The 22,048-nt window shown below is 74.0% G+C and carries 21 protein-coding genes; 16 read left to right on the forward strand and 5 right to left on the reverse strand.

What is annotated here, in order from left to right; genetic code table 11:
• The first annotated feature begins 23 nt into the window (after nucleotides 1-23).
• Together HZZ00_RS09880 and HZZ00_RS09885 are read left to right on the forward strand one after the other, a co-directional pair.
• Nucleotides 24-596 (forward strand): helix-turn-helix domain-containing protein, encoded by a 573-nt coding sequence (locus HZZ00_RS09880; protein ID WP_180331843.1) that lies wholly within the window; start codon nucleotides 24-26, stop codon nucleotides 594-596.
• Entirely contained in the window at nucleotides 593-1,315 is a 723-nt protein-coding gene (locus HZZ00_RS09885; RefSeq protein ID WP_180331844.1) for a helical backbone metal receptor, read from the forward strand. Before HZZ00_RS09880 ends, HZZ00_RS09885 begins: the two co-directional genes overlap by 4 nt.
• On the opposite strand, the gene HZZ00_RS09890 is transcribed toward HZZ00_RS09885, so the two are convergent.
• Nucleotides 1,227-2,396, reverse strand: coding sequence for a TDT family transporter (locus HZZ00_RS09890; RefSeq protein ID WP_180331845.1), 1,170 nt, complete (start codon nucleotides 2,394-2,396; stop codon nucleotides 1,227-1,229). The genes HZZ00_RS09885 and HZZ00_RS09890 overlap by 89 nt on opposite strands.
• Before the next feature lie 71 nt (nucleotides 2,397-2,467).
• Here HZZ00_RS09890 and HZZ00_RS09895 point away from each other — a divergent pair, with 71 nt between their 5' ends.
• Nucleotides 2,468-3,400 carry a LysR family transcriptional regulator gene (locus HZZ00_RS09895; protein WP_070030220.1) on the forward strand — a complete coding sequence of 311 codons (933 nt, stop codon included), beginning with the start codon at nucleotides 2,468-2,470 and terminating at the stop codon, nucleotides 3,398-3,400.
• A 398-nt stretch (nucleotides 3,401-3,798) separates the two neighbouring features.
• On the opposite strand, the gene HZZ00_RS09900 is transcribed toward HZZ00_RS09895, so the two are convergent.
• Together HZZ00_RS09900 and HZZ00_RS09905 are read right to left on the reverse strand one after the other, a co-directional pair.
• A complete protein-coding gene (locus HZZ00_RS09900; RefSeq protein ID WP_180333445.1) occupies nucleotides 3,799-4,527 on the reverse strand; it encodes a gamma-glutamyl-gamma-aminobutyrate hydrolase family protein in 729 nt (242 codons plus the stop codon).
• A 41-nt stretch (nucleotides 4,528-4,568) separates the two neighbouring features.
• Nucleotides 4,569-5,306: a FadR/GntR family transcriptional regulator gene (locus HZZ00_RS09905; protein WP_180331846.1), complete on the reverse strand. Its 738-nt coding sequence runs from the start codon at nucleotides 5,304-5,306 to the stop codon at nucleotides 4,569-4,571.
• 96 nt (nucleotides 5,307-5,402) lie between these two features.
• On the opposite strand from HZZ00_RS09905, the gene HZZ00_RS09910 reads away from it, so the two are divergent.
• The 3 genes from HZZ00_RS09910 to HZZ00_RS09920 are packed head-to-tail and all read left to right on the forward strand — an operon-like array spanning nucleotide 5,403 to nucleotide 8,937.
• Nucleotides 5,403-6,761: a glutamine synthetase family protein gene (locus HZZ00_RS09910; RefSeq protein WP_180331847.1), complete on the forward strand. Its 1,359-nt coding sequence runs from the start codon at nucleotides 5,403-5,405 to the stop codon at nucleotides 6,759-6,761.
• A 23-nt stretch (nucleotides 6,762-6,784) separates the two neighbouring features.
• On the forward strand, nucleotides 6,785-8,158 hold the full coding sequence (locus HZZ00_RS09915) for an aldehyde dehydrogenase (RefSeq protein WP_180331848.1): 1,374 nt from the start codon (nucleotides 6,785-6,787) through the stop codon (nucleotides 8,156-8,158).
• The gene (locus HZZ00_RS09920) at nucleotides 8,155-8,937 is read left to right on the forward strand and encodes a 3-oxoacyl-ACP reductase (RefSeq protein ID WP_180331849.1); all 783 of its coding nucleotides are present in this window, start codon (nucleotides 8,155-8,157) and stop codon (nucleotides 8,935-8,937) included. Before HZZ00_RS09915 ends, HZZ00_RS09920 begins: the two co-directional genes overlap by 4 nt.
• A 7-nt stretch (nucleotides 8,938-8,944) precedes the next feature.
• Here the strand turns inward: HZZ00_RS09920 and HZZ00_RS09925 are convergent, their stop codons facing one another.
• The gene (locus tag HZZ00_RS09925; RefSeq protein WP_180331850.1) at nucleotides 8,945-10,147 is read right to left on the reverse strand and encodes an amino acid deaminase/aldolase; all 1,203 of its coding nucleotides are present in this window, start codon (nucleotides 10,145-10,147) and stop codon (nucleotides 8,945-8,947) included.
• A 256-nt stretch (nucleotides 10,148-10,403) separates the two neighbouring features.
• On the opposite strand from HZZ00_RS09925, the gene HZZ00_RS38270 reads away from it, so the two are divergent.
• The 3 genes from HZZ00_RS38270 to HZZ00_RS09940 are packed head-to-tail and all read left to right on the forward strand — an operon-like array spanning nucleotide 10,404 to nucleotide 13,812.
• The gene (locus tag HZZ00_RS38270; RefSeq protein ID WP_257585728.1) at nucleotides 10,404-11,861 is read left to right on the forward strand and encodes a hypothetical protein; all 1,458 of its coding nucleotides are present in this window, start codon (nucleotides 10,404-10,406) and stop codon (nucleotides 11,859-11,861) included.
• Complete coding sequence (mycP, locus tag HZZ00_RS09935; protein ID WP_180331851.1) at nucleotides 11,858-13,018, forward strand: type VII secretion-associated serine protease mycosin; 1,161 nt, start codon at nucleotides 11,858-11,860, stop codon at nucleotides 13,016-13,018. The genes HZZ00_RS38270 and mycP overlap by 4 nt, the downstream gene beginning before the upstream one ends.
• 56 nt (nucleotides 13,019-13,074) lie before the next feature.
• On the forward strand, nucleotides 13,075-13,812 hold the full coding sequence (locus tag HZZ00_RS09940; protein ID WP_180331852.1) for an SseB family protein: 738 nt from the start codon (nucleotides 13,075-13,077) through the stop codon (nucleotides 13,810-13,812).
• Nucleotide 13,813: 1 nt separating this feature from the next.
• On the opposite strand, the gene HZZ00_RS09945 is transcribed toward HZZ00_RS09940, so the two are convergent.
• The gene (locus HZZ00_RS09945; protein ID WP_070030204.1) at nucleotides 13,814-14,170 is read right to left on the reverse strand and encodes a DUF1844 domain-containing protein; all 357 of its coding nucleotides are present in this window, start codon (nucleotides 14,168-14,170) and stop codon (nucleotides 13,814-13,816) included.
• Nucleotides 14,171-14,547: 377 nt separating this feature from the next.
• On the opposite strand from HZZ00_RS09945, the gene infC reads away from it, so the two are divergent.
• The 7 genes from infC (at nucleotide 14,548) to pheT (ending at nucleotide 22,005) form a co-directional block, all read left to right on the forward strand.
• Nucleotides 14,548-15,186 carry a translation initiation factor IF-3 gene (gene infC, locus HZZ00_RS09950; protein WP_106981816.1) on the forward strand — a complete coding sequence of 213 codons (639 nt, stop codon included), beginning with the start codon at nucleotides 14,548-14,550 and terminating at the stop codon, nucleotides 15,184-15,186.
• Between the two features lie 114 nt (nucleotides 15,187-15,300).
• Nucleotides 15,301-15,495 carry a 50S ribosomal protein L35 gene (rpmI, locus tag HZZ00_RS09955; RefSeq protein WP_004933563.1) on the forward strand — a complete coding sequence of 65 codons (195 nt, stop codon included), beginning with the start codon at nucleotides 15,301-15,303 and terminating at the stop codon, nucleotides 15,493-15,495.
• Nucleotides 15,496-15,593: 98 nt separating this feature from the next.
• Nucleotides 15,594-15,977, forward strand: coding sequence for a 50S ribosomal protein L20 (gene rplT, locus HZZ00_RS09960; protein ID WP_030381833.1), 384 nt, complete (start codon nucleotides 15,594-15,596; stop codon nucleotides 15,975-15,977).
• 188 nt (nucleotides 15,978-16,165) lie between these two features.
• Entirely contained in the window at nucleotides 16,166-17,026 is an 861-nt protein-coding gene (locus tag HZZ00_RS09965) for an RNA methyltransferase (protein WP_180331853.1), read from the forward strand.
• 50 nt (nucleotides 17,027-17,076) lie between these two features.
• Complete coding sequence (locus HZZ00_RS09970) at nucleotides 17,077-18,207, forward strand: ATP-binding protein (protein WP_180331854.1); 1,131 nt, start codon at nucleotides 17,077-17,079, stop codon at nucleotides 18,205-18,207.
• Between the two features lie 160 nt (nucleotides 18,208-18,367).
• Nucleotides 18,368-19,489 (forward strand): phenylalanine--tRNA ligase subunit alpha, encoded by a 1,122-nt coding sequence (pheS, locus tag HZZ00_RS09975; protein WP_180331855.1) that lies wholly within the window; start codon nucleotides 18,368-18,370, stop codon nucleotides 19,487-19,489.
• Nucleotides 19,489-22,005, forward strand: coding sequence for a phenylalanine--tRNA ligase subunit beta (gene pheT / locus HZZ00_RS09980; protein WP_180331856.1), 2,517 nt, complete (start codon nucleotides 19,489-19,491; stop codon nucleotides 22,003-22,005). The genes pheS and pheT overlap by 1 nt, the downstream gene beginning before the upstream one ends.
• Nucleotides 22,006-22,048: the final 43 nt, after the last annotated feature.

The raw sequence follows: 22,048 nt of genomic DNA on the forward strand, positions 1-22,048 counted from the left end.
GAGCGAGGGAGGGAGCCGGAGCGATGGGCGACCACAAAGAGCAGCAGCCCGTACGGGTGGGCGCGGCGGTCCGGCGGCGGCGCCGTGCGCTGGAGCTGACCCTCGCGGTCGTGGCCGAGCGCACCGGCCTGTCCGTGCCCTTCCTCAGCCAGGTGGAGAACGACCGGGCCCGCCCCAGCCGCACCTCCCTGGAGAAACTGGCCGACGCGCTGCGCACCACGGCCGTCGAACTCCTCGCCGCGGCGGACCCCGCGGCCACCGTGGACGTGGTGCGCGCCGAGCCCGTGGCCGAGGGCGACTTCGCGCCCCGCACCCGCTCCCTGGTCCGCGGCCACCACCAGCTGCACGCCTCCGAGTTCCTCGGCGACCACGACGCCGGCCGCGAGTTCCAGCACCGCAACGACGAGTTGATGTACATCGTCGAGGGCGCGGTCGAGATCGAGGCCGAGGGCCGGGCCTACCGCCTCGGCCGCGGTGACACCCTGTACCTCACCGGCGGCGTCCGGCACCGCTGGCGGGCGACCGTGCCGGACACCCGGGTCGTCGTGGTGGCGGTGGCCGAACACATCGAGGCCGTGCAGGACCGGTCCCGGTGAAGCGCGTCGTCTCCCTCGTCCCGTCCCTCACCGAGGCCGTCGCCGAGACGCTGCCCGGCGCGCTCGTCGGGGCCACCGACTGGTGCAGCCATCCGGCGGACCTGGACGTCGTACGGATCGGCGGGACCAAGAACCCCAAGGTCGAGCGGATCGTCGAGCTGGCACCCGACCTGGTCGTGGCCAACGAGGAGGAGAACCGCGTCCCCGACCTCGACGCGCTGCGCGCGGCGGGTCTCGATGTGCTGGTCACCGAGGTGCGCACGGTCCCGGACGCCTTCACGGAGCTGGCCCGGGTCCTGGCGGCCTGCGGTGCCCCCGAGCGCCCCGGCTGGCTGCGCGAGGCCGAGGCGGAGTGGACCGCGCTGCCCGAGCCCGCGGAGCGCAGGACCGCCGTCGTACCGGTGTGGCGCCGCCCCTGGATGGTGGTCGGCCGGGACACCTTCGCGGGGGACGTACTGGCCCGCCTCGGCGTGCACCACCTGTACGCGGGGCACGCCGAGCGCTACCCCCGCGTCCCCCTGGACGAGCTGCGGGCCGCCGCCCCGGACGTGGTGGTGCTCCCCGACGAGCCCTACCGCTTCACCGCGGACGACGGCCCCGATGCCTTTCCCGGTCTGGCCTGCGCCCTGGTCAGCGGGCGGCACCTGACGTGGTACGGGCCGTCTCTGGCGCGGGCGCCGCGGGTGCTGGCCGAGGCCCTGCGAGCAGCTCGCCGCTGAGCAGCCCGCGCACGGTGCCGGTACCCGCCGCCAGCCACGCCACGACCAGCAGCACGTACAGCGCGACGGACAGCGCCTGGTAGCCGGTCAGGCCGGTGTGCCGGGCGAGGGCCGCCGCGCCGGTGACACAAGTGCCCACCGGGAAGGTGCAGGCCCACCAGGTCATCGCGAAGCCCATGCCCTGGCGCCGGGCCCGCACCAGGTGTGCGACGGCCAGCGCCAGCCACATCAGCGCGAAGCCCGTCACGGGCACCCCGTACAGCACGGAGAACACGTCGAGGCCGCGCGCGTACGAGGCCGGTACGACACCCGGCGCGGCGTTCGCGATCGAGCCGACGGCGGTGGTGGACTGCCCGAGCGGGCCGAGGACCAGGAACAGGGTCGGCGTGAGCGCGAGCGGCAGCGGGCCGGCGGTGATCAGCCGGAAGAGGACCAGCGGCAGCATCACCAGGGTGGCGAACAGACTCAGCCCGAACATCGCGAGACAGGCCAGCAGCAGGGTCGCGCGGGGCTGGCCGGGCGGCAGGTGCGGGACGAGCTGCGGGCCGAGCGCGGCCGACACCATCGGCGCGACCAGCGGCAGCAGCCACACCGGGGAGGCCTGGGAGGGCTCGATGCGGTGCCGCACGGACATCAGGTACGGCACCGCCACGGCCGCCCACAGTCCGACCGCCGTACCGGCGGTGTACAGCACGGTGTCCAGGGCGACGGCGGTGCCGGTGCCGAGCCAGTCGCGCCCGGCGGTCGGCGCGCCGCCGCCCACCGCGAGCATGGCCATGGACAGACAGCCGTAGAACGGGGCCATGGCCGGGTCGAGGAGATGGGCGCGGGCCTGGTCGCGGTGGTGGACCCAGTGCAGGGTGCGGGCCACCAGCAGGGTCACCAGCATCAGCAGGGACAGCGCCCAGACGGCCGCGAGGACCGTGTGCAGGCCGGCCGGCAGCGCCACCGGCAGCGCGGTGCCGGCCGTGCCGACGGCGGCGGTGCCCATGACGGAGGCGTACCAGTTGGGACCGAGGTGGCGGACCCGGACGGCGCGGGGCGCGCGGGCGGCGGGAAGGGGCGGGGCAGCGGTGACCATGGCATTTACCGTGCCGTCGGGATTCTCCCCTGACCAGGGAGTTTGCTTCTATGGGGACATAAACTGGTCTTATGAGCAAGGCGGAGGGACAGGACGGGCGGCAGGAGGGCACCGGGTCGTTGGCGCACCGGGTGCCCGATCTGGCGGCGCTGGAACTGCTGCTGGCGGTGGCGCGGCTGGGCAGTCTCGGCGCGGCGGCCCGGGAGGTCGGTGTCACCCAGCCGGCCGCGAGCAGCCGGATCCGGTCGATGGAGCGGCAGCTGGGGGTGGCCCTGGTGGACCGCTCGCCCCGGGGGTCGCGGCTCACGGACGCCGGGGTGCTGGTGACGGACTGGGCGCGGCGGGTGGTGGAGGCGGCGGCCGCGTTCGACGCGGGGGCGCGGGCGCTGCGGGACCGGCGGGACTCGCGGCTGCGGGTGGCGGCGAGCATGACCATCGCCGAGTACCTGCTGCCGGGCTGGCTGCTCGCGCTGCACGCCGAGCGGCCCGACACGGCGGTGTCGCTGCTGGCCGGCAACTCGGCGCGGGTGGCGGAACTGCTGCTGGGCGGGGAGGCGGACCTCGGCTTCGTGGAGGGGCTGTCCGTCCCCGCGGGACTGGACGCGGCGGTGATCGGGCACGACCGGCTGATCGTCGTGACGGCACCGGGGCACCCGTGGGCCCGTCGGCGGCGGCCGCTGGCGGCCGAGGAACTGGCGGCGACCCCGCTGATCCTGCGCGAGCGGGGTTCGGGGACGCGGCAGGTGCTGGACGCCGCGCTCGGGGGGCTCGCGCGTCCGCTCATCGAGCTGTCCTCGACGACGGCGGTGAAGGCGTCGGCGGTGAGCGGGGCGGGACCGTCGGTGCTGAGCGAACTGGCGGTGCGGGAGGAACTGGCGCTGCGCCGGCTGGTGGCCATCCCGGTGGACGGCGTCTCCCTCTCCCGCGACCTGCGCGCCGTCTGGCCCACGGGCCATCGTCCCGCGGGCCCGGCCAGGGACCTGCTGTCCCTGACGCGCGCCTGAGCGCGAAGAGCGCGGCGATTCCCTGAGGGGCGCGGCGCGCTCGGCCATGGCGAGCCGGCACGTGTGGCGGCGCGTCGGCCCGCTGACGGTGACGGCGTTATGCAGCCGACGGCGAGAGCGGTTCCCTGAGGGGCGCGGCGCGCTCGGCCATGACAAGCCGGCACGTGCGGCGGCGCGTCGGCCCGCTGGTGGCGACGGCCCCATGCAGCCGACGGCAACGGCGGTTCCCGGAGGGGCGCGGGGAACCGCGCGCCCAGCCGCGACGAGCCCGCGCGTGCGACGGCACGTCGCCCGGTCGGCGGTGACGGCACCGTGCAACCGGCGTGCAGGGCGGTTCTGTGTGGGGGGGCGGGGAACTTGCGCGCCCGGCCACGACGGACCCGCACCGTCACGCCGTCTCAGCCCGCTTCGGCCCCCCGCTCAGCCCGCTGCGGTCCCCCGCTCAGCCCGCGGCAGCACCCCGCGGCCGTGACCAACGCCCGCATCACCCGCGTGTCCTCGCCCATCTCCGGATGCCACTGCACGCCCAGGGCCCAGCCCCGGTCCGTCGGCAGTTCGACCGCTTCCACCGTGCCGTCCTCCGCGTGGGCCGAGGGCACGAGGCCCCGGCCGAGACGGGAGACGCACTGGTGGTGGTAGGTGGGGACGGTCGTCGCGGCCGGGGCGATCTCGGCGTAGCGCGTGCCCGGCACGGGTGTGACCGTGTGGCTGCCGAAGACGCCCACCGCCTCCGCGTGCCCCTCCACGTGCTGCACCAGCGTCCCGCCGAGCGCCACGTTCAGCAGCTGCATGCCCCGGCAGATCCCCAGCAGCGGCGTGCCGGAGGCCAGCGCGGCGTCGATCAGGGCGAGTTCCCACGCGTCCCGGGCCGTGGCCGGCGGGCCCGTACGGGGGTCGCGGGCGGCGCCGTAGCGGGCCGGGTCCACGTCCGGGCCGCCCGCGACGACCAGCCCGTCCAGCCGGGCCACCGCCGCCGGGGCCAGCTCGGGCGAGTCCGGCGGCAGCATGCACGCCAGGCCCCCGGCCCGCTGCACCAGCCGCGGATACCCGGCCGGCAGCAGCGCCGCCTCCAGCTCCCAGACCCCCCACCGGGTCCCGGTCTCCAGATACGTGCTCACACCGATCAACGGAACAGAAAGGTTCACAGCCGTACCTTTGCAGAAGCGGGTCAGGTCAGGAAACCCCGCAGCAGCGCCGCCGTGCCCGCGCAGTGCTCCCGCATCATCTCCCGCGCTCCGTCCGCGTCCCCGTCCAGCACCGCCTCCACCAGCGCGGTGTGCTGCCGCTGGGAGTGCTCCAGGTTGCGCACCAGCAGCGGGATGCAGTCCAGCAGCTCGTTGACCGTGGCCCGCACCGCCGCGTACTGCGCGGTCAGCGAGGGGGACCCGCACAGCTCGGCCAGGGTCAGGTGGAGCAGGGTGTCCCGGCGCCGGTAGTCGGCCAGCGGCGCGTCGTGCGTGCCCGCCAGCGCCTCCCGCAGCCGTGCCGCCCGCTCGTCCGTCAGCCCGTGCGCCGCGCACAGCCCGGCCGCCCCCACCTCCAGCACCTCGCGGAAGCGCAGCACGTCCTCGACGTCCACCGCGGCGATCCGCCGCCGCAGTTCGTCCTCGCCGCCCGCGTCCGCGCGCGGCAGCACGAACGTTCCGCCGTACCGGCCGCGCCGCGCCTCGACCAGCCCCTGGTCCTGGAGCACCTTCAGCACCTCGCGCAGCGTCACCCGGCTGATCCCGAGGCGCTCCGCCAGCTCCCGTTCGGCCGGCAGCCGCCCGCCGCCCGGCACCAGTCCGAGCCGTACCACCTGGAGGATCTGCTCCAGCGCCTCCTCGAAGCCGTTGCCCGCCCGCACCGGCCGCAGCACCGCGGCGAGCCGGTCGCCCGCCCCCTGCCGCTCCGTCCCCGGCGACATCCGCCCGCGCCCCCTTCCCAAGCAATGGTTCCGGGCAATACCTTATGGCTCCCCGGCCCGGCCGAAGAAGCGCGTAGGCGCCGAAGGAGGCTCTCCGTGGCAGACCGCACCGCCCCGCTCTCCGTCGAGGAGCTGCACGCCCTGGTGGCGAGCGGTGAGATCGACACCGTCGTCCTGGCCTTCCCCGACATGCAAGGGCGCCTGCAGGGCAAGCGGTTCGCCGCCCGCTTCTTCCTGGACGAGGTCCTGGAGCACGGCTCCGAGGGCTGCAACTACCTCCTCGCCGTCGACACCGAGATGAACACCGTCGACGGCTATGCCATGTCGTCCTGGGAGCGCGGCTACGGCGACTTCGCCATGCGCCCCGACCCCGCCACCCTGCGCCGCATCCCCTGGCACCCCGGCACCGCCCTGCTCGTCGCCGACCTCGCCTGGCACGACGGCACCCCGGTCGCCGCCGCCCCACGCCAGATCCTGCGCCGCCAGCTCGACCGGCTCGCCGCCCTCGGCTACACCGCGCAGGTCGGCACCGAGCTGGAGTTCATCGTCTTCAAGGACAGCTACGAGGAGGCGTGGGACGCCGGTTACCGGGGTCTGACACCCGCCAACCAGTACAACGTCGACTACTCCATCCTCGGCACCGGCCGCGTCGAACCCCTGCTGCGCCGGCTGCGCAACGACATGGCGGGCGCGGGCCTCACCGTCGAGTCCGCCAAGGGCGAGTGCAACCCCGGCCAGCACGAGATCGCCTTCCGCTACGACGAGGCCCTCACCACCTGCGACCAGCACGCGCTGTACAAGACCGGCGCCAAGGAGATCGCGGCCCAGGAGGGCGTCTCGATCACCTTCATGGCCAAGTACAACGAGCGCGAGGGCAACTCCTGCCACATCCACCTCTCGCTCACCGACGCCGACGGCACCAACGCCCTGGCCGGGCCCGAGGGGATGTCCGAGCTGATGCGGCACTTCCTCGCCGGACAGCTGGCCGCGCTGAGCGACTTCTCCCTGCTCTACGCCCCCAACATCAACTCCTACAAACGGTTCCAGCCGGGCTCCTTCGCCCCCACCGCCGTCGCCTGGGGCCACGACAACCGCACCTGTGCCCTGCGCGTGGTCGGCCACGGCCGCTCCCTGCGCTTCGAGAACCGCCTCCCCGGCGGCGACGTCAACCCCTATCTCGCGGTCGCCGGACTGGTCGCCGCGGGGCTGCACGGCGTGGAGCACAAGCTCGAACTCCCCGAGCCCTGCGCCGGCAACGCCTACGCCGCGGACTTCGACCACGTCCCGGCCACCCTGCGCGAGGCCGCCGAACGGTGGGAGCGCAGCGCCATCGCCGAGGCCGCCTTCGGCGAGGAGGTCGTGGCCCACTACCGCAACATGGCCCGCGTCGAACTGGCGGCCTTCGACGCCGCGGTCACCGACTGGGAGCTGCGCCGCTCCTTCGAACGCCTGTGAGCCAGCCCGTGAAAGGTCGAGCCGTGTCCGACGCAGACGAGTTGCAGATCCTCAACCCCGCCACCGAGGAGGTCGTCGCCACCGTCGCGGCCGCGAGCGAGCACGACGTGGCCGCCGCCGTCGCACGGGCCGTCCGCGCCCAGACCGGCTGGGCCGCGCTCGCCCCCGCCGACCGGGCGCGGCTGCTGCGCCGCTTCGCCGACACCGTCGACGCGCACACCGAGGAACTGGCCCGCCTGGAGGTCCGCGAGGCCGGCCACACCCTCGGCAACGCCCGCTGGGAGGCCGGCAACGCCCGCGACCTGCTGCACTACGCGGCCGGCGGCGCCGAACGCCTGCTCGGCAAGCAGATCCCGGTACCCGGCGGCTGGGACGTCACCTTCCAGGAGCCCCTGGGCGTGGTCGGCGTGATCGCCCCCTGGAACTTCCCCATGCCGATCGCCGCCTGGGGATCCTTCCCGGCGCTCGCCGCGGGCAACGCCGTCGTCCTCAAGCCCGCCGAGACCACCCCGCTCACCGCCCTGCGGCTGGCCGCGCTCGCCCTGGAGGCGGGGCTGCCCGAGCACCTCTTCCAGGTGCTGCCGGGCCACGGGCACATCGCCGGACGCGCACTGGTGGACCACCCGGACGTGGCCAAGATCGTCTTCACCGGGTCCACCCGCACCGGTCGCGAGGTCATGGAGCGCTGCGCGCGGCTCGTCAAGCCGGTCACCCTGGAACTCGGTGGCAAGAGCCCCAACGTCGTCTTCGCCGACGCCGACCTGAAGACCGCCCTCGACCCGTTCTCCTTCCTGGACAACTCCGGACAGGACTGCTGCGCCCGCACCCGGATCCTCGTCCAGGAGACGGTGCTCGACGAGGCCCGCGCGTTCCTCGCCGACGCGCTCGCCGCCGTCGTCGTCGGTGACCCGGCCGACGAGAAGACCCAGATGGGCCCGCTGATCTCCGCCGCGCAGCGCGACCGCGTACGGTCGTACGTCCCCGACGGCGCCCCCGCCCTGCGCGGCGGGGCCCCCGACGGACCCGGCTTCTGGTTCCCGCCGACCGTCCTGACGGGGGAGCGGCACGACAGCCCGGCCGCCCGCGAGGAGATCTTCGGACCCGTCGCCGTGCTGCTCCCCTTCACCGACGAACAGGACGCGGTCCGCCTCGCCAACGACACCCCCTACGGGCTGTCCGGTTCCGTGTGGACGCGCGACCTCGGCCGCGCGCTGCGCGTCTCGCAGGCCGTGCGCGCGGGCAACCTGTCCGTCAACTCCCATTCCAGCGTCCGCTACTGGACCCCGTTCGGCGGCTACCGGCAGTCCGGCGTCGGCCGCGAACTCGGCCCCGACGCCCTGACCGCCTTCACCGAGACCAAGAACGTCTTCATCAGCACGGAGGGCCCCGCACAGTGACCGACAACAGTGTCTGCCGCCGACTGGTCGGCCGTACCGCCGTCGTGACCGGAGCCGGCAGCGGCATCGGCCTCGCCACCGCCCGCCGGCTCGCCGCCGAGGGCGCCCACGTCGTCTGCGCGGACGTGGACGAACCCCGGGGCAAGGCCGCCGCCGAGGAGGTCGGCGGGCTCTTCGTCAGGACCGACGTCACCGACCCCGAGCAGGTCGAGGCGCTGTTCGAGACCGCCTACGACACCTACGGCAGCGTCGACGTGGCCTTCAACAACGCGGGCATCTCGCCGCCCGACGACGACTCCATCCTGGAGACCGGCCTGGAGGCCTGGAAGCGCGTCCAGGAGGTCAACCTCACCTCCGTCTACCTGTGCTGCAAGGCCGCCATCCCGTACATGCGCCGCCAGGGCAAGGGCTCCATCATCAACACCGCGTCCTTCGTGGCCCGGATGGGCGCGGCCACCTCCCAGATCTCCTACACCGCCTCCAAGGGCGGCGTGCTCGCCATGTCCCGCGAACTGGGCGTGCAGTTCGCGCGGGAGGGCATCCGGGTCAACGCCCTGTGCCCCGGGCCCGTCAACACCCCGCTGCTGCGGGAGCTGTTCGCCAAGGACCCGGAGCGGGCCGCCCGCCGGCTCGTGCACATCCCGGTGGGCCGGTTCGCCGAGGCCGAGGAGATCGCCGCCGCCGTCGCCTTCCTGGCCAGCGACGACTCCTCCTTCGTCAACGCCACCGACTTCCTGGTGGACGGCGGGATCGCGGGCGCCTACGTCACGCCCCTGTAGGCCCGGCTCACAGGAACGTGCGCCCCTCGCCCCGGTAGGTCGGCACGGTCGCCGTCACCTCGTCGCCCGTCACCAGGTGCAGCGCCTCGAACCGCTCGCACAGCTCGCCCGCCTTGGCGTGCCGGAACCACACCCGGTCGCCGATCAGCAGATCGTCGGCGGGCGAGCCGAGCAGCGGCGTCTGCACCTCGCCGGCCCCCTCCTGCGGGTCGTACCTCAGGCCCTGCGGCAGATACGGCACCGGCAGCCGGTCGGCCCCCGGGGCGCCCGAGGCCGGATAGCCGCCGCCGAGCACGGTGACGGCGCCCACGCCCGGCCGCCGTACCACCGGCAGCGCGAACAGCGCCGCCGGACGGCCCGTGAAGGAACGGTAGTTGTCGAACAGGCGCGGCACGTACAGCCCGGACCCGGCCGCTATCTCGGTGACGGCGGCCTCGGCGGCGGTGTGCTGCACACTGCCGGTGCCACCGCCGTTGACGAACTCCAGACCGGGCGCGACGGCCCGCACCGCCCGTACCGCCGCGGCCCGCCGCTCGGCCAGCTCCCGCCGGGCCGCGCTCTGCATCAGCCGGACCGCCCGCGACCGCAGCGGCCGGCCGGCGACCGAGTCGCCGACCCCCGCTATGTGCCCCTCGTACGCCATCAGTCCGACGAGCCGGAAACCGGGCCGCTCGGCCACCGCCCGTGCCACGGCGGCCAGTTGAGCGGGGGAGTGCAGCGGGGAACGGCGCGCGCCCACCCGTATCCGACCGCCGAGCAGCTTCAGCGACGTGTCCAGCTCCAGGCAGATCCTGACCACTTCGCCGCCACCGTCACGGGCGGCGTCGACGAGATCGAGCTGCGCGGGGTCGTCCACCATCACCGTGACGGCACCCGCGAGTTTGTGGTCGGCGGTCAGCTCCGCGAAACCGGCACGGTCGGCGGACGGGTAGGCCAGCAGGATGTCGTCGAACCCGGAACGGGCCAGCCACAGCGACTCGGCCAGCGTGAACGACATGATGCCCTGGAAGCCGTCCCTGGCCAGGACGCGCTCCAGCAGGGCGCGGCAGCGCACGGACTTGCTGGCGACGCGGACCGGCTTGCCGCCGGAGCGGCGGACCAGGTCGGCCGCGTTGGCGTCGAAGGCCTCCAGGTCCACGATCGCGAACGGGGCGTCGAGATGGGCGGTGGCCCGGTCGTACCGGGCCCGGTCGGCGGCACGCGCAGTCATGCCGGAAGCCTGCCAGACGCGATTACCGCAGGGTAGGGGGACGTTCCCGGGCAAGTACCCCGGCCTCGCGCACTGGTTCCGCCTCCGCCCCCGGCAACCCGTAGAGTGACGCGCACGTACGACGGACCCGCCCGGCCGCGTCCGGCCGCCGGCCCGTTCGTACCGGCACGCCTGCCCGGGAGTTCCGGGCACGGCCGAGGGAGCGCGACGGCCCGCGCACGAGGAGACGGCCCGGGCACGAGGAAACGGGGGGCGCATGAGCACGGACGCACGCCGCGCCTCCGTACCCCCGCGCCCCGCGTCCCCGCCCGGCCGCACGGGCAACGGCACCGCGGGCGCCGGACGGGTCGTCATGCGCGGCACCGGGGCGGCGCCGGGGGAGGACCCCGACGAGGAGCCGTCCGTCTTCGCACCGCGCGGCGGCCGGCCGGCGGCGCCGGACAGCGGCCCGGTACCCGAAGCCGCCGGACTCACCAGCCCCCCGCCGCCCCCGGCCTCGGCCCGCTTCCCCGACGCCCCGCCCCGCGCGGGCCGCGCCGCACACCCCGCCGCCACCGGACCGGCCGGTCCTGCGGGGCCCGAGCGTGCCGGTACGCCGGGCCCGGACCGCACGGCCCGGGGAGGGGCCCGGCCGCCCCGGCGCCCGGACGCGCCCGAGGAGACCCCCACCGAGACGACGGCCCGCCTGCGCCCCGTCCCGCCGGCACCCGCCGCGCAGCGCTCCGACTCCGGGCCGGCCGACGCCGGTTCCGCCCCCGGCCGCCCGCCGAAACGTCCCGGTTCCGCGCCCGGCCGTCCCGGGCCCGCCATCCCGCCGGCCTCCGCACCGGCCCAGGACGCCGCCGCGCCCCGGCCCGGCAGGCACCCGCACGCCACCCGCCCCGCCACCACCTGGCACCCGCGGCCCGCCCGCCAGGACGCCCGGCCCGTCGTGACGTTCGGCGAGCCCGAGGTGTTCCGGGAGCGGGCTCGCGCGCGGACCGCGGTGGCCGGGGTCTGTCTCGTGCTCGGGCTCGGACTGATCGGCGGTGCGGTGACCGGGAGTTGGCTCGCCCGGGACGGCGGGGACGGGCCGCACGGGTTCGCCGCCGCCGCGTCCGTCTGGCACAGCGTGCCCGTCGACCGGCTGTTCCCGCCCGTGGTGCGGGGGCCCGGCGCCGGGCCCGGCGGAGCCGACCGCACCTGGACGCGGATCGCCGTCGCCCCGGACAGCGGCTGCGCCGACGCCTTCGACCCGCTGCTGCGCGAGGCCCTCGCCCCCGTCGGCTGCGGACGCCTGCTGCGGGCCACCTACACCGACGCCACCCAGAGCCATGTCACCACCGTGGGGCTGCTGTTCACCACGGCCGACCCCGCCGCGATGTCCGCGCTCGCCGCCCGGTTCCGCACCGAGCACCTGACCGAGCGCGCCGATCTGGTGCCCCGCGCGTACGGCCCGAAGGGCACCCCGGCCGCCGGGTTCGGCGACGCCCAGCGCGCGTCCTGGACCATCTCGGTGCGCACCGACGCCCCCGTCGTCGTGTACGCCGTCTCCGGCTGGGCCGACGGCCGCACCGTGGACACCCCGCAGCCCGCCGCCGACGCCGTACGGTCCGGCGCCACCACCCCGCAGGCCCAGTCCGGCCTCGGCAACGAGGCGAAGGGCCTCGCCGGGCAGATCGAACGGCTGCTGCGGCAGACCGTCGACACCTCCGCCACGAAGAGATCCTCATGAAGCGTGCCTTTGGGGCCGCCGTGAGCGCCCTGCTCGCCGGCGCCCTCACCCTGCTGCCGTGCGCCGCCGCCCACGCCGACGGCATCCGCGCCCAGCAGTGGGGCCTGACCGCCCTCCACCTCGACCAGGCCTGGCGGACCACCAAGGGGCGGGGCGTCACCGTCGCCGTCCTGGACACCGGCGTCCAGGCCGACCACCCCGACCTCGTCGGCAACGTGCTGCCCGCCCACGACATGATCGGCTTCGGCGCCCGGCCCGGCGACCGCACCTGGGGCCGGCACGGCACCGCCATGGCCGGCATCATCGCCGGTCACGGCCACGGGCCCGGCCGCGCCGACGGCGTCATGGGTGTCGCCCCCGAGGCGAGGATCCTGCCCGTGCGGGTGATCCTGGAGGACAGCGACCCCGCCCGCGCCAAGGCCCGCACCACCCGCGGCGGCGCCCTCGCGGAGGGCATCCGCTGGGCCGCCGACCACGGCGCCGACGTCATCAACCTCTCCCTCGGCGACGACTCCGCCTCCGCCCACCCCGAACCCGGCGAGGACGAGGCCGTGCAGTACGCGCTGAAGAAGGGCGTGGTCGTCGTCGCCTCCGCGGGCAACGGCGGCGACAAGGGCGACCACGTCTCCTACCCGGCCGCCTACCCCGGCGTGATCGCCGCCACCGCCGTCGACCGCTACGGCACCCGCGCCGCCTTCTCCACCCGCCGCTGGTACGCCGCCGTCAGCGCGCCCGGCGTCGACGTCGTCATCGCCGACCCCGACCACAAGTACTACGCGGGCTGGGGCACCTCGGCCGCCTCCGCCTACGTCTCCGGCGTGGCCGCCCTGATCGAGTCCGCCCGCCCCGGCCTGAGCCCGGCCCAGGTCAAGACGCTCCTGGAGGACACCGCCGAGGACCCGCCGGCCGGCGGCCGCGACGACTCCCGCGGCTTCGGCACGATCGACCCGGTGGCGGCCCTGCGCGCGGCCGACCGGCTCCACCCCGAGCAGCTGCGCCCGGCGGCGTACGGGAAGAAGTACTTCGGCCCGGGGCCCGCCGCCCCCAAGGCCACCGGCTCCACCACCGACTGGGCGGCCCCCCTCGCGGGCAGCGTCGGCGGGGTGCTGCTGGTCGTGGGCGTGATCCTGTGGCGGGGCCGCAGGCGGCCCTTCTGAGACGGGGCCCGGCCCGCGGCTCCGGCGGGACGTGCGCCCCGATAGGGTCGGTGACCGTGGCGAACAAGAACATCCCCGACTCCGGCTACTCCGACGACGACGGCTCCGCCGACCCCCGGCTCGGTGCCGCGCTCGCCGCGTGGGCGCAGGACCGCACCGCCGTCGGCCCGGTCCTGGAGGCGCTGAAGGGCGCCCGGCTGCTGGTGCCCGTGGTGGCGGTGCTCGGTGAGGTGGAGGAGGACGAGAAGGGGCTGCGTCGCGAGAAGACCAGCGACATGGCCGTGCCCACCCTGAAGGCCGGGAACCGGACCGCGCTGCCCGCCTTCACCTCCACGGACTCCCTCGCCCGCTGGGACCCGGCGGCCCGCCCGGTCGCCGTCCCCCTGCACCAGGCGCTTGAGGCCGCCGCGCACGAGAAGGCCGACACGGTCGTGCTGGACCTGGCCGGACCGGTGCCGTTCGAGCTGACCGGGCCCGCGCTGCTCGCCCTCGCCGAGGGCCGCACCAGCACCGACCCGCTCGGCGACCCGGCCGTCGTCGAGGCCGTGCGCGCGGCGGTGGCGGCGGAACCCGGCGTGCTGCGCGCCCACCTCGGTCCCGGGCAGGCCGACGGCGTCCTCGCCCTCGTCCTCGACGCGTCCGCGCCGCCCGCGGAGACCGCGCGTTCTCTCGCCGGCCGGCTCGCGGCCGACGAGACACTGAGGGCCCGCCTGGTGCGCGGCCTCGACCTGGCACTGCTGCCGGCCGGGACGACGCCTCCGGGCGAGCCCCTGTACGTGAAGGAAGAGGAATAGGTCAGCGGTAGACCGGGCCGGTGTACTTCTCGCCCGGCCCCTGGCCCGGCTCGTCCGGGACGATCGACGCCTCGCGGAAGGCCAGCTGGAGCGACTTCAGGCCGTCGCGCAGCGGGGCCGCGTGGAAGGAGCTGATCTCGGTGGCGCCGCCGTCCAGCAGGCCGGCGAGCGCGGTGATCAGCTTGCGGGCCTCGTCCAGGTCCTTGTACTTGTCGCCCTCCTCGCTGAGCCCGAGCTTCACTGCGGCGGCGCTCATCAGGTTGACGGCGACCGTCACGATCACCTCGACGGCGGGGACCTCGGCGATGTCCCGCGTCATCGCGTCGAAGTCGGGGTTCTCAGGAGGGGTCTCACTCATGCCCACACCCTAAGGCGGATGACGGCTTTCCCCTTACGCGATCCGGATTCGTGCTTGTAAAGCGATCCTGCTAACCTGGTTGACGACCGGTCGGACGCCCTCAGTGTGTTCGGCCCACAAGTGGAGGCTCCGAACTCCCACCCGACCGCCCTCCGGGACGGCGGGTCATCCGGTCAGGCGGCCGCCATCGTTCCGTACGGACGATGGAGTCGCCCGATTGTGCGCCCCGCGTTCACCGCGTCGGTGCTCCGGTGACAAGGAGCCCCGCCTGTGATCGTCCGGGGCATTTTTTCTGCTTCGGCGCGGTTGGTCTGACGTAAACAGACGTTACGCGGCAGTCAAGCCAGGCCGTCGCGTGGTGCTACCGAGGAGGATCCATCAGCGCCGAGCCCCGCATCAACGACCGGATTCGCGTTCCCGAGGTGCGACTTGTCGGTCCCAGTGGCGAGCAGGTCGGCATCGTGCCGCTCGCGAAGGCACTGGAGCTTGCGCAGGAGTACGACCTGGACCTGGTCGAGGTCGCGGCGAACGCCCGTCCGCCCGTGTGCAAGCTCATGGACTACGGGAAGTTCAAGTACGAGTCGGCCATGAAGGCCCGTGAGGCGCGCAAGAACCAGGCGCACACGGTCATCAAGGAGATGAAGCTCCGGCCGAAGATCGACCCGCACGACTATGACACCAAGAAGGGTCACGTCGTCCGGTTCCTCAAGCAGGGCGACAAGGTCAAGATCACGATCATGTTCCGTGGTCGCGAGCAGTCCCGGCCCGAGCTGGGCTACCGACTGCTGCAGCGCCTCGCGGAGGACGTCCAGGACCTCGGCTTCGTGGAGTCGAACCCGAAGCAGGACGGCCGCAACATGATCATGGTCCTCGGTCCGCACAAGAAGAAGACCGAGGCGATGGCCGAGGCCCGCCAGGCGCAGGAGGCCCGCAAGGCCGACGCGAAGGCGAACCCCGGCAAGTCGCAGAACCCTGCCGAGGCTGAGGCGCCGTCCGAGGAGCCTGCCGAGGCGTGATCCCGGGGAGCCCCACGGCTCCCGAGGATGTAACCGAAACAAGAGCGACGCTCCACCGTGCCCGGTTTTCGTGACCGGGCACCGGAGCGCCACCGACGAGGAGAGAACGGCGCTATGCCGAAGAACAAGTCGCACAGCGGTGCCAGCAAGCGCTTCAAGGTCACCGGCTCCGGCAAGGTGCTCCGCGAGCGCGCCGGCAAGCGCCACCTGCTTGAGCACAAGTCGTCCCGTGTGACGCGTCGCCTCACCGGCAACGCCGAGATGGCCCCGGGCGACGCCGCGAAGATCAAGAAGCTTCTCGGCAAGTGACGCCCCGGCGCCCTTCGAGCGCCGCGCGTCTGGACCGGGACCCAATCGTTTCCGGGTCGTGTGAGGACCCCCACGACCCCGCTACAAGGAGTTAACAAGTGGCACGCGTCAAGCGGGCAGTCAACGCCCACAAGAAGCGCCGGGCGATCCTGGAGCAGGCCTCCGGCTACCGCGGTCAGCGTTCGCGCCTGTACCGCAAGGCCAAGGAGCAGGTCACCCACTCGCTGGTCTACAACTACAACGACCGCAAGAAGCGCAAGGGCGACTTCCGTCAGCTGTGGATCCAGCGCATCAACGCCGCTGCCCGCGCCAACGGCATGACCTACAACCGCTTCATTCAGGGTCTGAAGGCCGCGAACGTCGAGGTCGACCGCAAGATCCTGGCCGAGCTGGCCGTCAACGACGCGAACGCGTTCGCCGCGCTCGTCGAGGTCGCGCAGAAGGCGCTGCCGTCGGACGTCAACGCGCCGAAGGCCGCGTGACGCCGCGCCGGCTTCAGCCGAAGTAACACGGGACCCGCAGGCTGTACGGCTTGCGGGTCCTGTCGTTGAGGTCCCCCGGTGGTCGTCCGGCCGCGGGTGCGTCGTGGCTGCTCGCGCAGTTCCCCGTGCCCCTTCGGGGCGCACCCCGACGGCATGACACGGAAGACTCCCCGAAGGTGAAGAACAGGATGCCCCCCGCAACCCCCGAGCTGATCTCCCCCCGCTCCGCCCGTGTCGTCGCCGCACGGCGGCTGGCCAAGCGGAATTTCCGGGGGAAGGACCGGCTGTTCCTCGCGGAGGGGCCGCAGGCCGTGCGGGAGGCGGCGGCGCACCGGCAGGACGGGCAGGCCACCCTGGTCGAGCTGTTCGCCACCGTCGAGGCCGCGGAGCGCTACGCCGACATCGTGGGCGAGGCCCGCGACGCGGGGGCACGGGTGCACCTGGCGTCCGAGGACGTCATCGCCGACATCTCCACCACCGTCACCCCGCAGGGGCTCGTCGGCGTCTGCCGCTTCCTGGACACCCCCTTCGAGGAGATCCTCGCCGCCCGCCCCCGGCTGGTGGCCGTGCTCGCCCACGTCCGCGACCCCGGCAACGCCGGCACCGTGCTGCGCTGCGCCGACGCCGCGGGCGCCGAGGCCGTCGTCCTCACCGACGCCTCCGTGGACCTGTACAACCCCAAGGCGGTGCGCGCATCGGTGGGCTCGCTGTTCCATCTGCCGGTCGCCGTCGGCGTGCCCGTGGAACAAGCCATCGAGCGGCTCAAGGGCGCCGGGGTGCGCATCCTCGCGGCCGACGGCGCGGGCGACCGCGACCTGGACGACGAACTCGACAAGGGCACCATGGGCGGCCCCACCGCCTGGGTGTTCGGCAACGAGGCATGGGGGCTGCCGGAGGAGACCCGCGCCCTCGCCGACGCCGTCGTGCGCGTTCCCATCCACGGCAAGGCGGAGAGCCTGAACCTCGCCACGGCCGCCGCGGTCTGCCTGTACGCCTCGGCCCGTGCGCAGCGCGCCCGCGGAGGGTGCCGCTGCGTCACCCGGAGCTAGTAGGGTGGCCAGCTCGGGGCCCTGCGCCGTATGAGAGGTGGGGTACGGGGATGAGTGTGGCCGGCACGAGCACCGGGCCGGAGCGACGGGACGCGCGGGGCGCGCCCCCGTCCGCGTGCGGTCCGGGCGGACTCGACCCCGACCAGCTGCCCGACGGACTGGTGGTCGCCGACGAGCGCGGGCGCGTCGTCGGGTTCAACGCGGCCGCGGAGCGCATCACCGCCGTACCCGCCGCCGACGCCCTCGGGCAGCCGCTGGAGAAGGCGCTGCCGTTAGAGGACCTGGAGGGGCGCCGCTGGTGGCAGCTCACCGACCCCTACGGCGGCCTCTCCACCCGGACCCGGCAGCCCGAGCGTAATCTGCTGTTGCCCGGCGGCCGGGAGGTGCTCGTCACCGCCCGCTACGTCCGCGCCGAACCCCTCGGCCCCGTCCGGCGCCTGGTCGTCTGCCTGCGGGACACCGAGGCCCGCCGCCGCACCGAACGCAGCCACGCCGAACTGATCGCCACCGTCGCCCATGAGCTGCGCTCCCCGCTGACCTCCGTCAAGGGCTTCACCGCCACCCTCCTCGCCAAGTGGGAGCGGTTCACCGACGACCAGAAGCGGCTGATGCTGGAGACCGTCGACGCGGACGCCGACCGGGTCACCCGGCTCATCGCCGAACTGCTGGACATCTCCCGGATCGACTCGGGGCGGCTGGAGGTGCGCCGCCAGCCCGTCGACATAGGGGCCGCCGTCTCCCGGCACATCCAGGCGTACGTCGCCGCAGGCCAGCCCGCCGAACGCTTCCTGCTGCGCATCGAGCAGCCGCTGCCCGACCTGTGGGCCGACCCCGACAAGATCGACCAGGTGCTCAGCAACCTGCTGGAAAATGCCGTGCGGCACGGCGCGGGAACCGTCACCATCGACGTCACGCCCACGGCGTCCCCCCGCGAGGGCGAGGACACCGGCACGTCGGTCACGGTGAGCGACGAGGGGCCCGGCATCCCGGAGGAGTCCATGAACCGCGTCTTCACCCGCTTCTGGCGGGGCAGCAAGCGCGGTGGCACCGGACTCGGTCTGTACATCGTCAAGGGAATCGTCGAGGCCCACGGCGGCACCATCACGGTCGGCCGCGCCCGCGGCGGCGGCGCCGAGTTCCGATTTACGCTGCCCGTGAGCGCCCCCGCGTATCTCGCGTAGCGGGCCCACGGGCTCTTCGAGCACCTCCGCCCCGTTAGACTCGGCCTTTGGCACCTTTGTGTCCTTCACGCGGCCCTCGCGAGTCGGTGACGGGGACCATCCGCAGGGGCACCGCCCAGCGACAGCTGGGGGACAAGGACAACCGGAAGCACGGGAAGAGATGTCGGCACCCAATAAGTCGTACGACCCTGTCGAGGTCGAGGCGTTGAAACCGGAAGAGATCGAGCGCATGCGGGACGAGGCGCTCGCCGCCTTCGCCGCCGCGGACTCCCTCGACGCGCTCCACGAGGCCAAGGTCGCCCACACCGGCCCGGCGTCCCCGCTGTCCCTCGCCAACCGCGAGATCGGCGCCCTGCCCCCGCACGCCAAGGCCGAGGCCGGCAAGCGCGTCGGCATGGCCCGCGGCGCGGTGAACAAGGCCCTCGCCGCCCGCCAGGCCGAGCTGGAGGCCGAGCGCGACGCCCGGGTGCTGGTCGAGGAGGACGTCGACGTCACGCTGCCCCACGACCGCGTCCAGGCCGGTGCCCGCCACCCGCTGACCACGCTGTCGGAGCGCATCGAGGACATCTTCGTGGCCATGGGCTACGAGGTCGCCGAGGGCCCCCAGGCCGAGGCCGAGTGGTTCAACTTCGACGCCCTGAACATCGGCCCCGACCACCCGGCCCGCGGCGAGGCCGACACCTTCTTCGTGCAGGCCCCCGACGGCGGCGCCGAGTCCGGGGTGGTGATGCGCACCCACACCTCGCCCGTGCAGATCCGCTCGCTGCTCGACCGTGAGCTGCCGGTCTACGTGATCTGCCCCGGCCGCGTCTACCGCACCGACGAGCTGGACGCCACCCACACACCCGTCTTCCACCAGGTCGAGCTGCTCGCCGTGGACGAGGGCCTGACCATGGCGGACCTCAAGGGCACCCTGGACCACATGGTGCAGTCGCTGTTCGGCGAGGGCATGAAGACCCGGCTGCGGCCGAACTTCTTCCCCTTCACCGAGCCGAGCGCCGAGATGGACATGCTCTGCTACGTCTGCAAGGGCGAGTCCGTCGGCAACCCCGACCGGCCCTGCCGCACCTGCTCCAGCGAGGGCTGGATCGAGCTGGGCGGCTGCGGCATGGTCAACCCGCGGGTGCTCACCGCCTGCGGCGTCGACCCGGAGAAGTACAGCGGATTCGCCTTCGGGTTCGGCATCGAGCGGATGCTGATGTTCCGCCACAACGTCGAAGACATGCGAGACATGGTCGAGGGTGACATCCGGTTCACCCGGCCCTTCGGGATGGAGATCTGATGCGGGTCCCGCTTTCTTGGCTGCGGGAGTACGTCGACCTGCCGGCCACCGAGACCGGCCGTGACGTCCAGGCCAAGCTCATTTCGGCCGGCCTGGAGGTCGAGACGGTCGAGCAGCTCGGCGCCGACCTCAAGGGCCCCCTGGTCGTCGGCCAGGTGCTGACCATCGAGGAGCTGGAGGGCTTCAAGAAGCCGATCCGCTTCTGCACCGTCGACGTCGGCCAGGCCAACGGCACCGGCGAGCCCCAGGAGATCGTCTGCGGCGCCCGCAACTTCGCGGTCGGCGACAAGGTCGTCGTGGTGCTGCCCGGCGCCACCCTGCCCGGCGGCTTCTCGATCTCCGCCCGCAAGACCTACGGCAAGGTCTCGCACGGCATGATCTGCTCCACCGACGAGCTGGGCATGGGCGACGACGGCACCCACGGCATCATCGTGCTGCCGCCGGAGACCGAGGTCGGCAAGGACGCCATCGAGCTGCTCGAACTGGTCGACGAGGTCCTGGACATCGCCGTCACCGCCAACCGCGGCGACTGCCTGTCCATCCGCGGTGTGGCCCGCGAGACCGCCATCGCCTACGGCCTGCCGCTGCGCGACCCCGCCCTGATCGACGTGCCCGCGCCCAACGCGTACGGCTACCCGGTCCAGGTCGCCGACCCGTTCGGCTGCGACCGCTTCACCGCCCGCACCGTCACCGGGCTGCGCCCCGAGGCCCGCTCCCCGATCTGGCTCCAGCGCCGGCTCCAGAAGGTCGGCATGCGCCCGATCTCGCTCGCCGTCGACGTCACGAACTACGTGATGATGGAGCTGGGCCAGCCGCTGCACGCCTACGACCGCAGGCTGGTCCAGGGCACCATCGGCGTGCGCCGCGCGCAGGAGGGCGAGAAGCTCGTCACCCTCGACGGCGTCGAGCGCAAGCTGCACGCCGAGGACCTGGTCATCACCGACGAGCGCGGCCCCATCGGTCTCGCGGGCGTGATGGGCGGCGCCAACACGGAGATCGCCGACCACACCGAGGACGTGGCGAACGCGACCACCGACGTGGTGATCGAGGCGGCCCACTTCAACGCCGTCTCCATCGCGCGCACGGCCCGCCGCCACAAGCTGCTGTCGGAGGCATCCCGCCGCTTCGAGCGGGGCGTCGACCCGCAGGCCGCGGCCGCCGCCGCGCAGCGCACCGTGGACCTGCTGGTGCTGCTCGCGGGCGGCACCGCCGAGGCCGGTGTCACCGAGGTCATCGCGCCGTCCGCGCCGCGCACCATCACCGTCCCGGCCGACCACCCGGACAAGGTCGCGGGCGTCGCCTACGGCCGCGAGACCGTCGTACGCCGCCTCCAGCAGGTCGGCTGCGACGTCTACGGGCAGGACGAGCTGATCGTCACCGTGCCGTCCTGGCGGCCCGACCTGACGGACCCGAACGACCTCGCGGAGGAGGTCATCCGCCTGGAGGGCTACGAGAACCTGCCCTCCACGCTGCCCAAGCCCCCCGCGGGCCGCGGCCTGACCGAGCGCCAGCGGCTGCACCGCCGCATCGGCCGGGCGCTGGCCGGCGCCGGCTACGTCGAGGCGCTGAACTACCCGTTCGTCGGCGAGCAGGTCTTCGACCAGCTCGGCCTGGCCGCCGAGGACCCGGCCCGCCGGGTCGTCAAGCTGGTCAACCCGCTCAGCGACGAGGAGCCCGCGCTGCGCACGACGCTGCTGCCGGGCCTGCTCGGCGCGCTGCGGCGCAACGACGGCCGGGGCTCGCACGACCTGGCCCTGTTCGAGACCGGACTGGTCTTCCACCCGCGCGAGGAGCGCCGCACCGCCGTGCACCTGCCGGTGGACCGGCGTCCCACCGACGAGGAGATCGCGGCGCTGAACGCCGCGCTGCCCGAGCAGCCCCGGCACGCCGCGGTCGTCCTCGCCGGCGCCCGTGAGCAGGCCGGCTGGTGGGGCAAGGGCCGTCCGGCCGACTGGGCCGACGCGATCGAGGCCGCGCGCATCATCGCCCGTGAGGCCGGTGCCGAACTCGCCGTGCGCAAGGGCCAGTACGGTCCCTGGCACCCGGGCCGCTGCGCCGAGCTGGTCGTGGTGGCCGACGGTGCGGAGCGGGTCGTGGGCCACGCGGGCGAGCTGCACCCGCGCGTCCTGAAGGCCCTGGGCCTGCCCGAGCGCACCTGCGCGATGGAGCTGGACGTGGACGCCCTGGAGGAGGCCGGCGACGGCATCCCCATGGCGCCGGGCATCTCCACCTTCCCGGTGGCCACGCAGGACGTCGCCCTGGTGGTCGACAAGCCGGTGCCGGCGGCCGAGGTCGAGGCCGCGCTGCGCGCCGGCGCGGGTGAACTCCTGGAGTCCATCCGCCTGTTCGACGTCTACGAGAACGCCGAGCAGCTGGGCGAGGGCCGCAAGTCGCTCGCCTACGCGCTGCGCTTCCGCGCCCCCGACCGGACGCTGACGGTGGACGAGGCGTCGGCGGCCCGGGACGCGGCGGTCGCCCTGGCGGGCGAGCGCACCGGAGCCGTACTGCGCGGCTGACCCACCCGGTCCCCACGAGCGGCCGGCCACGGACCTCCGTGGC

It is taken from the genome of Streptomyces sp. NEAU-sy36 (assembly GCF_013423905.1).
GTDB classification, from domain to species: Bacteria; Actinomycetota; Actinomycetes; order Streptomycetales; family Streptomycetaceae; genus Streptomyces; species Streptomyces misionensis.